13 protein-coding genes and 1 pseudogene are annotated in these 9,603 nt (G+C 36.1%); 9 read left to right on the forward strand and 5 right to left on the reverse strand.

Annotated elements, in window-relative coordinates; genetic code table 11:
- The first annotated feature begins 401 nt into the window (after positions 1–401).
- Both C4E06_RS05100 and C4E06_RS05105 read left to right on the forward strand, forming a co-directional pair.
- The gene (locus C4E06_RS05100) at positions 402–1,256 is read left to right on the forward strand and encodes a WYL domain-containing protein (RefSeq protein ID WP_107667097.1); all 855 of its coding nucleotides are present in this window, start codon (positions 402–404) and stop codon (positions 1,254–1,256) included.
- 168 nt (positions 1,257–1,424) lie between these two features.
- A complete protein-coding gene (locus C4E06_RS05105; RefSeq protein WP_198648331.1) occupies positions 1,425–2,468 on the forward strand; it encodes a hypothetical protein in 1,044 nt (347 codons plus the stop codon).
- Between the two features lie 106 nt (positions 2,469–2,574).
- On the opposite strand, the pseudogene C4E06_RS29480 reads toward C4E06_RS05105, so the two are convergent.
- Positions 2,575–2,685: pseudogene (locus tag C4E06_RS29480) on the reverse strand (DM13 domain-containing protein); the annotation flags it as partial.
- 168 nt (positions 2,686–2,853) lie between these two features.
- Here C4E06_RS29480 and C4E06_RS05115 point away from each other — a divergent pair.
- Both C4E06_RS05115 and C4E06_RS05120 read left to right on the forward strand, forming a co-directional pair.
- On the forward strand, positions 2,854–3,501 hold the full coding sequence (locus C4E06_RS05115; RefSeq protein WP_107667098.1) for an AAA family ATPase: 648 nt from the start codon (positions 2,854–2,856) through the stop codon (positions 3,499–3,501).
- A gap of 70 nt (positions 3,502–3,571) precedes the next feature.
- Positions 3,572–3,823 carry a hypothetical protein gene (locus C4E06_RS05120; protein ID WP_107667099.1) on the forward strand — a complete coding sequence of 84 codons (252 nt, stop codon included), beginning with the start codon at positions 3,572–3,574 and terminating at the stop codon, positions 3,821–3,823.
- Positions 3,824–3,869: 46 nt separating this feature from the next.
- Here the strand turns inward: C4E06_RS05120 and C4E06_RS05125 are convergent, their stop codons facing one another.
- The 3 genes from C4E06_RS05125 to C4E06_RS05135 form a co-directional block, all read right to left on the reverse strand.
- Complete coding sequence (locus tag C4E06_RS05125) at positions 3,870–4,514, reverse strand: endonuclease I family protein (RefSeq protein ID WP_232826159.1); 645 nt, start codon at positions 4,512–4,514, stop codon at positions 3,870–3,872.
- Positions 4,515–4,654: 140 nt separating this feature from the next.
- Positions 4,655–4,870 carry a hypothetical protein gene (locus C4E06_RS05130; protein ID WP_107667101.1) on the reverse strand — a complete coding sequence of 72 codons (216 nt, stop codon included), beginning with the start codon at positions 4,868–4,870 and terminating at the stop codon, positions 4,655–4,657.
- Between the two features lie 5 nt (positions 4,871–4,875).
- A complete protein-coding gene (locus C4E06_RS05135) occupies positions 4,876–5,181 on the reverse strand; it encodes an HNH endonuclease (protein ID WP_107667102.1) in 306 nt (101 codons plus the stop codon).
- Positions 5,182–5,723: 542 nt separating this feature from the next.
- Here C4E06_RS05135 and C4E06_RS27640 point away from each other — a divergent pair.
- The 5 genes from C4E06_RS27640 (at position 5,724) to C4E06_RS05160 (ending at position 8,609) form a co-directional block, all read left to right on the forward strand.
- Positions 5,724–5,966, forward strand: coding sequence for a hypothetical protein (locus tag C4E06_RS27640; protein ID WP_370051335.1), 243 nt, complete (start codon positions 5,724–5,726; stop codon positions 5,964–5,966).
- A 188-nt stretch (positions 5,967–6,154) separates the two neighbouring features.
- Positions 6,155–6,856 carry a surface-adhesin E family protein gene (locus tag C4E06_RS05145; RefSeq protein ID WP_107667103.1) on the forward strand — a complete coding sequence of 234 codons (702 nt, stop codon included), beginning with the start codon at positions 6,155–6,157 and terminating at the stop codon, positions 6,854–6,856.
- Between the two features lie 37 nt (positions 6,857–6,893).
- On the forward strand, positions 6,894–7,322 hold the full coding sequence (locus C4E06_RS05150; RefSeq protein ID WP_107667104.1) for a hypothetical protein: 429 nt from the start codon (positions 6,894–6,896) through the stop codon (positions 7,320–7,322).
- 431 nt (positions 7,323–7,753) lie between these two features.
- Positions 7,754–8,386: a crossover junction endodeoxyribonuclease RuvC gene (locus tag C4E06_RS05155; RefSeq protein ID WP_107667105.1), complete on the forward strand. Its 633-nt coding sequence runs from the start codon at positions 7,754–7,756 to the stop codon at positions 8,384–8,386.
- A gap of 28 nt (positions 8,387–8,414) precedes the next feature.
- Positions 8,415–8,609, forward strand: coding sequence for a hypothetical protein (locus tag C4E06_RS05160; protein ID WP_107667106.1), 195 nt, complete (start codon positions 8,415–8,417; stop codon positions 8,607–8,609).
- A 117-nt stretch (positions 8,610–8,726) separates the two neighbouring features.
- Here C4E06_RS05160 and C4E06_RS05165 read toward each other — a convergent pair whose 3' ends face one another.
- Positions 8,727–9,512, reverse strand: coding sequence for a transposase (locus tag C4E06_RS05165; protein ID WP_339377119.1), 786 nt, complete (start codon positions 9,510–9,512; stop codon positions 8,727–8,729).
- Positions 9,513–9,603: the final 91 nt, after the last annotated feature.

Consider the following 9,603-nt stretch of genomic DNA (forward strand, 5'->3'; position numbering starts at 1 on the left):
AAAAAATGAATATACTAAATAAGTAGGTGGATAAGGCTACTGTCTAATGTCTGAGTCCGCTTATTTACCTTAGCATATTTAAAAATGTCAATACTGCGATACAGTAGCTTTTACTCCCAAATAACTCAAAGCAGAATTGTAAAATTTAGTATAATAAAGACAGTTAAATAAATCCTTAGAGGAATTGAAAAAATACAGCGATAAAGACAAAAATAAGTCTTTTTCTTCATTAATCCCTATGAGGGATTGAACACCGGGGAGCCACCCTGGTTTTTTTATATATATCTTAGTCATGTCCGTAAATAATGTACTTAACTAACTTGTTAGTTCCAATATAATCGGTCAAAATAGAAATGTCAGCCTCTTACACTGACTTTATTTTATGAAGTGAACGTACACTTATGGGAAGGAAAGGAGAATCGATCACCCTATCAATTAGGGAAGAGCATAAAAGAGAATTAGAGGCTTTGGCCGATGAATATGAAATGACTTGGGGAGATAAGCCCAATATTTCCCGATTATTGAAAGCGATCGCTCAAGGACAGTTACGCATTGCTCCTAATCATGATTGGACACAACAACGAATTAGAGCTTTAGACACCGCTAGGAAAACCTTGATTGATGCAGGAAAAATGGATGAAGCCATTGAAATAGGCAAACTACTACAAAAACGGAGTGAGTTAACCATCCCCTTTCAACGGGAAATTGACAAATTTTTAGAACAACCTCAACCACCTTGGCGACAAAAGATAGATAATTTTATCAGTCGTCAACAACCCTTTCGTTTAACATACCAAGATGCTGCGGAACGTAACTGGCAATTTACAGTTAGATTTGCTGAAATCCAATCCATTGAGAAACGGCAATATTTACTGTGTCGCACTGATGAATCAGAGGGCAATCAAGACATATTAGAATTATCCCATAATTGGACATTGCGACTAGATCGGATTCAAGATGCCACCGTTGCAGCCATCAACAAACCTTGGTTAGATAAATTAGAGCTTATTAAAGTCTCCTTTGAGTTAAGAGGAGGATTAGTCTTTGCTTATCGTAGCAAACCTAACGATATCAAGATAGAAGATATTGATAGTACACCGCCAAAAAGAAGAGTAACGAGAGAGATTTATAATACCTTTTGGTTCTTTCGTGAAATTGCTGCTTATTATGGTGATTGTGTCATTATTGAACCATTAAATATACGTTCTCTTTATGTTGAAAAAATTAGAGTTTTGTGTCAGAAATATCAAGAGTAATTATCTTGGTGCATTTTAACTAATCTGGCTAAATAATTGCTCCCACGTAATAATTAGACTATAACTAATTTATGAAAATGATTAATTATTTCTTATGTCTCCTTTCACTAAATACTTTTATGATGCTAGGCTTAACGAATAGAATACTAGCTACTTCAAATATTGAGATTGAAGGAGATACTCCGTTTACTGATAAAATTATCCCAATCTGGAGCCATTAAAGTCTCTGTTAGTTATACTCCAAATGATGTAAATGTTTCGGGATCATCAGATGATAAAAATTTAACTTATTCTATTTACTATAATGATCAAAAGCAAATAGAAGCTAAAGATTATACTCGATATACTGGAGAAGTTGTTTTACAAGACTTAGATAAAAATGGCATAGATGAAGTAGTGATTAGAACTTTTAGTGGAGGCGCACATTGTTGTACCAATCATATTATTTATACTTGGGATAATTCTCAATTTATTAAAACAGAGACAGGATATTTAGATGGAAATGGAGGTGGTTTTGAAGATATTAATGGGGATGGAACGTTAGAATTTTTGACTTATGATAATTCCTTTCTTTATAAATTTAGTTCTTACGCTGGTTCTTTTCCTCCTAGTCTCATTTATGATTTTGAAAAGGGAAAACTTAATGATGTTACTCGTAACCATCCCAAAATTTTGAGAGAAACTCTACAAAAAATGTATGAAGCAATTCAAGAAAGAGAAAAGGACGATTATGAAGTTAATGGGGTATTAGCTGGTTATGTTGCTCAAAAGATTCTTTTAGAAGAATATGAAGAAGGTTGGAAGTTGATGTTAGCTCGTTATGATAAAAACTCAGATTGGGGATTAGAAATTTATGACGAACAAGGAAATGTAACTAATAAATATCCTGACTTTCCTACGGCTTTAAAAGCTTTTTTGATTCAACAAAACTATCTACAGGAAAACGGAGAAGTTCAATCAAATTCTTTGATAAAATTGAGAGAAGGAAATTACTGGATAGGGCCAATGGGTATGGGTTTAACGATAAAAGATGGACAGTATCAATATTATGATGAAGAAGGAGAAAGTTCTTGGAAACCTGTGTCTCAACTCGATTATGTCAAAGATGGTGTTATTTTTGATGGAGAACATTATTGGTGTTTATCATCTTTAGCGCAACCTAGTGGTGATGGGATTGCTGTATGTAAAGCCAGTGGTTGGGTTTTGCAATAAACAAGAATCATTAATTATTTGCTTAATTATTAACTAATGTAGATTAGAGGTTTTAACTAGGGGATTCATTTTTGAGTATTAGTTAAATAATATACTCGTCTCATATTTATTGAATAACAGCAGATCCAAAAGTTGCATTAAATTTACGACACCAAATAGCAACCGACTTATAATTTGCTATATTAATTCCCTCTGGGACAACGTATCTTTGCATCCCACATTTAGCACACTTCCACCTGGCACCTTCCTTTATCGAATTAGCGATCGCTTTCCAATCTTTGGGATATCGGTTCATTTTTGATGTCACAGTGATTTTAAATTATTATCAGTCTGATACGATATTTATGTCAATTTTATTGAAATGTGATATCACATTGATACTCAAATGATATTAGTTTGTGGGGGCATTAAAGGAGGTGTGGGGAAGAGTACGGTGGCTACCACCCTCACTGTAATTAGAGCAAATCTTGGTTATGATGTGTTGTTAGTGGATGCTGATGACCAACAAACGGCCACGGATTTTACGTTGATGCGTAATGAAACGTTATCCGACTCTGGTGGTGCTGGTTATACTTCAGTACAGTTGAAAGGGTCTGCGGTAAGAACTGATACTCTGAGATTAGCGGATAAGTATGAGGATGTGATCATTGATGTGGGGGGAAGAGACACCGCCGGTCAACGGGCCGCTTTATCCATCGCTTCTATTTATTTAGTCCCATTTTTACCAGCGAGTTTTGATGTTTGGACGTTAGAAAAAGTAGGGGAATTAATAGAAGAAGCCAAGGCGTTTAATCCTGAGTTGAAAGCTTATTGTTTCCTTAACCGTGCTGATCCTAGAGGTTCGGATAATGATGAAGCGGCTGCGATCGCCTCAGAAATAACTCAACTAACTTATCTTGATGCGTCTTGGGGAAATCGTAAAGCGTTTCGTAATGCTTCGGCACAGGGGTTGGCCGTCACGGAAGTTAAGTACAAAGATGGTAAGGCAATCGCAGAAGCAATGACATTATATCAATATCTTTTTGGGAGTTAATATGATATCACTACAATATCAGGTTAATATTGTATAGAAATCATAAAGAGATTAAAGAGAGATACAACTGATGCCAATTAGTCGTAAACCAAAAGATAAGGAAATAGAGACATTTATTTCTAAAGGAGGTTCTGAACCGGTTGAAGAAAAGAAGGTGGATCAGGGAGAAAAAACGGTACAATCGCTTAAGTTGAGAATACCAACAGAGTTGTTAGAAGAGATTGATCAGTTGGTAGCGAGTAGACGGCCATCCCCATCACGACATCAATGGATATTAGAAGCATTGTATGAGAAAGTTGAAAAAGAAGGGGAACAGTTATGAGCGATTAGCCCCAAGAGTAGTTATTCTTGGGGAAATTTTTTAGGGATTAATCATTAGGAAACATCTCAACACTAGAACAATCAATTAGTCCAGGATTGTCAATAAAGGGATTTCTAGTGCCTTGAATTCGCTCGATATTATCATTACGTCGGCGTTCTTCGTCATCAACAGGATCGCTACAATGCCATGCTTTTAATAGAGGTTCTTGTTGTACAGAGGTAGAAAAAGGAGGTTCAATGGAAGTCCCATATTCGGAATTCATATAAAATACTGCTCGTGCAATGTTACCACGAGAGATAGGAATCGGTTCAACTAATCTTTGGCGATCGCGAACTTCAAAATCACATCGGCCTGTGGCACTTCCCGGCAAAATAGCAAAGGGATAATTATTACGATCTCGATTAATACTGGCTAAAGCAGGATAGAGATTATGTAAGTCAGCTTCCATAAGATTAAATCGAGGACTATTACGACGACATTCTCTGCGAGATTGACCAGCACAACCGCCAGCTTCTTTCATCCAAGAGGCAGGATAGATGTGTTCTACATTAAATCGACGACCTGGGCCACGAACAGACTCTTCACAGTAAAGTGTCTCACCACCACTACGATATAAATCATCCCAAAAAAATTCATCACGGGCTGTATCATAGTCTAAGATTACCATTTGATCTGCGATGGCGAATGGCATAAAAGCGGTTAACAATAGAATTATTAGCGAACATAAAGTACATATTTTACGAACCATAATTCAGCATCTCCTAGATAAAATACTTTTAAAGACGATTTATTTTACGAGATGAAGTTTATGATTATGTAAAAAGATGATCATTATTGCCCAAAAAGCTGATCAATCATGCTGTCTGATAGCTGTATTTTGATTTCTTCTTTAATTTCCCCATCATTTTCTTCGTAAGAATAACTAATATGATTCATAGAAGATGAAGTAGGTTGTTCAATAACTGCAATGGGAGTTCCGCAAGCATGACATACAGATTCAGTGCTTGATAAAAGTTGATTACATTCTTCATTTAAGCCTTCAATCATTTTAGTTATACTCCTAAATCTAATTTTAATTGACCTGGGCTAATATTTGTCCGTCTTCCTCGGTGCATATCAAGATGACAAGCACTGCACAAAGGAATGAGGTTAGAGGGATGGTTATTGGAGGGATCGTAATCAGAATGATGGACAGTTAAAGTTAATTTAGCTTTTAAGGATTTGTCTTTTATGGTTTGTTTAAGATAGTTGGGAGGAAAACATTCTAACCCACACTTTTGACAAGTCCATTCAGCTTTTTCTTTAACTTTTAAAGCAATTTCCTCCCAGTTATCAGGATATCTATCTCGGTTTTTCATTGTAATCATTACGAATATTAATTGGTTTAAAACTCACCTTAATTTTCCCTATTTTAACATCAGGTATTAATAAAACACCAGTTATTTTATAGATTAGTAATATAGCAGTTAACATACAAAAAGTACAAAAAAATATTTCTTTCATGATTTATAAATTTAATAAACTACTCTTTTATCATCTCACTTTCAAAATCAAAATATCAGCCCCCAATTTTAACCCCTGAACAAAATCATCAAATTAGTTTAAGGATTTCATCAACGGATAAATTATTAGCGATCTCTCCGAGATCCGCGTTGCGGTGCGCTTCTTTAACATCCTCTAACCGTTCTCGTTAATTAGTTAATATCGATGAGCATTGATTTCTACTTTATTCCACTTATAAGGAGAAAAAGAAACGGCGAAAACCCTGAATATACCTTGTTTTTGGGACTGACATCACCCCAGATGACCTCTTAATATGAAGGTAACAAGAGGAAAGCGGATGCGACCCCGCGCCGTCGAACGGCGCAAGGGAACGCGCACCAAGAGAGAGGTCACACCAATGTTCACCACTACCAACAACACCACCATCGTTCGCAACTACATCATTCTCGCTGCTACCGTCATGTTCGCTTCAATGGGCTTAACCGATACATTTTTTGCCCCCACTCGTACTGGACAACAAGATCGCCTCGATAACTATGGTCAAGTGGTTAGTGCCGGACTTGTTTCTTATTCTCGCGCATCTTGGTCGTTAACTCGGTTCTCAATGACCTTTTTCTCTTGTTACTGCCCTGTCAAATGACGGGGTTTTTTATTGACCTTTAATTTTTTAAAAATTTGTGTCATTTTATTGCATTTTTCGAGATTAATCTAGCCTTATTTTCAATAGCCAGTTAAGTTAGAGATAGCTAGGAAAATGAAAGCAATTTTAATTAAGTTATTAAAGATAACGTGAGGTGAGGGGTTTACTTTTTCAGAGGGGGGAGAGAGATGAATAGAGTTTTTAAAGGATTAGGCATTAGTTTAGCTGTTCTTACCTTGGGAATTTTCAATCCTGTATTAGCCGCCCAATGGGTATATCTGGGAGATTCCCAGGATAATCACTCACACTATATTGATTTTGATAGTTTAAAAGGAACAGGGAATATCCGAACTTTTTGGGCTAGAAATGATCGTCCTTATGGACAAACGGAATCTTTAACTAAATGGCAGGTTGATTGTAGCCAGAGACAAATTGGAGTAACAGAAGCAATTGAATATAACTTTAATGGAAGTGTTAGCAACCATAGGATTATCGATTCTAATACAGGAGGAATGTGGGAATTTGCCCCTGGGACAATTGCCGAAGGTTACTATGATTTTGTTTGTTCTCGCATTACTCGTCAACCTCAACCAGAAATTAGAGCAGCAGTTAACGAATATCCAAAAGCAGCTTGTGGAGATCCTGCTCCTTATACTGAAGGAAGACATCAATTGTATCCTGTTTTTGTTGATTATTCTCCTGAAACGCTACGTTATATCAACAATAATTTATGTCGGGATGCTTTTAAAACGAGACGACAAGATGGCCGCTTATCTATTCAAGTAGCTTCTTTTACTACCAGAAGTAATGCCGAAGAATTTGCGAACTTTGTTCAAGAGCAATTGGGAAATAGCGAAGTAGGTAATCCGACTAACTTTGTCATTCGTTGAAATTGATTTTCTTGAGAAATTAAGCAAGGAAAACACCATGAATACTCAATCAACGATCACACTTTTAATGATAGCTATCGTGGGATTTAGTCATCCATCTCAAGCGCAAATAACGATTAAACCGCAAGAAGGTGATGTATATCAGACTCGGACTTGTTATGTAATTTTCGATGACGGAACTCAAAATTTTTGTAATGGATTAGGGGTTACAGTTGGTGATTCTTCTGTTAATTATCATTTTGCTATTTATGATTATTCTCAACCCAATTTATCCCTATTAGTTACCCTTACTTTTGGTGTTCCCAAAAAAGATATAAGCTCAGTTTTCGGCGTTTTTCTTTATACGGCAGAAGGACCGACGTTAACCCTGCCTGCAACGGGTTTTTGTCAAATAACATCCCAGGAAATCACTTGTAATGCTGTTACTTCTTACAGCGATAAATTTATTGGACGAGCTACGTTTTAACCTCCAATCCCTAACTTTTTGATCATAGTCCATTTCTTGAATATAAACTTATCAAAAAAATAAACTCCAAATTAAAACATTTAATCTGACAGCAACCTAACTGAAGAAACTTTTTCCAGAAAAGCTCTGGGAGGATTTTGACATTGTTGAGCTTCTTCAAACCAATTACTATAGAATTCAAATCTACTTTGTCTTTTCCGAGAAGAACCTAAAAAAGTTCCACCTTTGACTTTTTCGGCTCCATACTCTTTCTCTTTTTTTCATATTAACATTTTTTATTAATATCTATTCGTTAATCTTACTGTAAAAAAAACCAAATTATGAGTTTTTTCTATATCCTTACATCCGTAATTCATTTAGTCATGAGATGATAAAATAAGGAATTTATTAAGTTAGTCTAGTTTGCCTCTGTACGAGCGTACTCTCGTAGTATGGCAATTCAGAATTCTAAGTTAAGACACTTAATTCGGCAAAAACCAAAGTGGAATCATCTTCCAACTAAAGTTGTTCGAGTCCCCGAATGTTTTATCGATGAGATAACCAGTTACACCTGTAGTTTAGACCAAAATCCTACGAATTTCACTGGCACTCCTCGATGGTTAGGAATCAAGCCTAGCATTTCTAAGTTAGGATGGGCTGTGATTGAAGGAGAACCAACAGAAGAACCCAACATGGTAGATTTTGGTTTGATTGAAACTGATTCTCATGATCCCTTACCTTATCGTTTGGGGGAAATAGAGACGGATTTGCGAGAAATCCTCGTTGAGTATCAACCTAACCATATTGCCATTGAACAACCCTTTATTCGGTCGGAATATCCCTCAACAACTAAGTTATTACAGGTGTTGGGAGTTGTTAATTTAGTGGCTTATCGTCATGGTTGTCTTCCTACGATGATTTATCCTGCTACTTGGAAAAGTAACCTTGATCATCCTAGAGCCGAACGAGAAGACCTTACTGCTATTGTTGAGGAGTTGTTCGATTTGCAGAGTATCTTATTTAACCAAGAAGTCGATGCTATTGCTATCAGTTATGCTGCTTGGTGTGGAGGAGGACAACAGTAATTAATAATGTTAAAAACATGGAGAAAAAATGCTAAACAATCGAGATTATAGTAATTCTAACGCGGCTAAAAAACGCTTCTGTTGTGTTTGTGGTAAATATTGTACCCAATACGAAATTTATTTTCCTGAGATAGTAAGATGTTTAAATTGTTATCAACTTCAAGATTTTTGGGCTTCTAAAAGATATTTTATTATTCCTTATGAAGTCAAACAGCATCTTTAGTTACTTAACCAAAAATAGGATTTTCTTATATCAATTTGGCTTCGCCAATATAGTCGTGAAATTATTAGGTGTGACGTTCTCCCTCCGTTAACCGCTTGGGCGGTATAACGGGGGCTTCTAAAACAGAGATAACTGCATATACTCAGTTCCAGAAGTTTCCTGCTTCACAGGCTGTCCACTGACTAAGCCTCCACAGGCAGACGGGATGAGACCCACCCCATGTATTTGCAATGCCTTTTTTATAATATTAACTGCGGCGTTTTCATCCCTATCCATTGTCAAATTACATTTCGGACATTCATGTAATCTAACTGATAGTGTTTTCGGAACTTTATGACCACAGCTTGAGCAATTTACTGTCGTTCCATGAGGACTAACTTTGACAAACCAAACGCCGCGTTTTACCGCCACTGCTTCTAATTTTGTTAAGAAATTTCCCCAAGCGACATCTAAAATACTCTTAGCCAATTTAGTTTTAGCTAACCCTTTGATGTTTAAGTCTTCACAAGCAATAAAATCATAATTATTGACCAACCAATGTGCTGTTTTGTAGTGCCAGTCTTTTCGATATCTAGCAATTTTTTGATGAGTTAAAGCTATTCTTTTTTGTTGTTTCTCATAGTTTTTTGACCCTTTATTTTTTCTGGCTAATTTACGTTGTTGACGAGCTAAATGCTTTTGTCGATTGCGATAAATCTTTTTTAACAGCAACTGTTTTTTCCTTGACTGGTAGTCAAAAACTCTTTTTAATCCTACATCAATTCCAACTGCTGATTTGATATTATCTATGGGAATAACATTCGGAATCGTCTCATCTTCTGCTGTAATACAGACATAGTATCCATCTGCTTTTTTAACGATTGTAGCTGTTTTTAAGAATAAAACTTTCAGGAATCGGACGATGGATTACAACTGGTATAGCTCCCCATTTTTTTGTCCAAAGACAATTATTTTGAAACTTGATAACAGCTTTGGGATGATTAACTCTCGAAAA

Source organism: Cyanothece sp. BG0011 (assembly GCF_003013815.1).
Taxonomy (GTDB): Bacteria; Cyanobacteriota; Cyanobacteriia; order Cyanobacteriales; family Microcystaceae; genus Crocosphaera.

Bases quoted from the DNA above. Each gene is read 5' to 3' on its own strand.
- C4E06_RS05100 (WP_107667097.1), top strand. From the start codon at position 402: ATGGGAAGGAAAGGAGAATCGATCACCCTATCAATTAGGGAAGAGCAT.
- C4E06_RS05115 (WP_107667098.1), top strand. From the start codon at position 2,854: ATGATATTAGTTTGTGGGGGCATTAAAGGAGGTGTGGGGAAGAGTACG.
- C4E06_RS05120 (WP_107667099.1), top strand. From the start codon at position 3,572: ATGCCAATTAGTCGTAAACCAAAAGATAAGGAAATAGAGACATTTATT.
- C4E06_RS05125 (WP_232826159.1), bottom strand. From the start codon at position 4,514: ATGCCATTCGCCATCGCAGATCAAATGGTAATCTTAGACTATGATACA.
- C4E06_RS05130 (WP_107667101.1), bottom strand. From the start codon at position 4,870: ATGATTGAAGGCTTAAATGAAGAATGTAATCAACTTTTATCAAGCACT.
- C4E06_RS05135 (WP_107667102.1), bottom strand. From the start codon at position 5,181: ATGAAAAACCGAGATAGATATCCTGATAACTGGGAGGAAATTGCTTTA.
- C4E06_RS27640 (WP_370051335.1), top strand. From the start codon at position 5,724: ATGTTCACCACTACCAACAACACCACCATCGTTCGCAACTACATCATT.
- C4E06_RS05145 (WP_107667103.1), top strand. From the start codon at position 6,155: ATGAATAGAGTTTTTAAAGGATTAGGCATTAGTTTAGCTGTTCTTACC.
- C4E06_RS05150 (WP_107667104.1), top strand. From the start codon at position 6,894: ATGAATACTCAATCAACGATCACACTTTTAATGATAGCTATCGTGGGA.
- C4E06_RS05155 (WP_107667105.1), top strand. From the start codon at position 7,754: ATGGCAATTCAGAATTCTAAGTTAAGACACTTAATTCGGCAAAAACCA.
- C4E06_RS05160 (WP_107667106.1), top strand. From the start codon at position 8,415: ATGCTAAACAATCGAGATTATAGTAATTCTAACGCGGCTAAAAAACGC.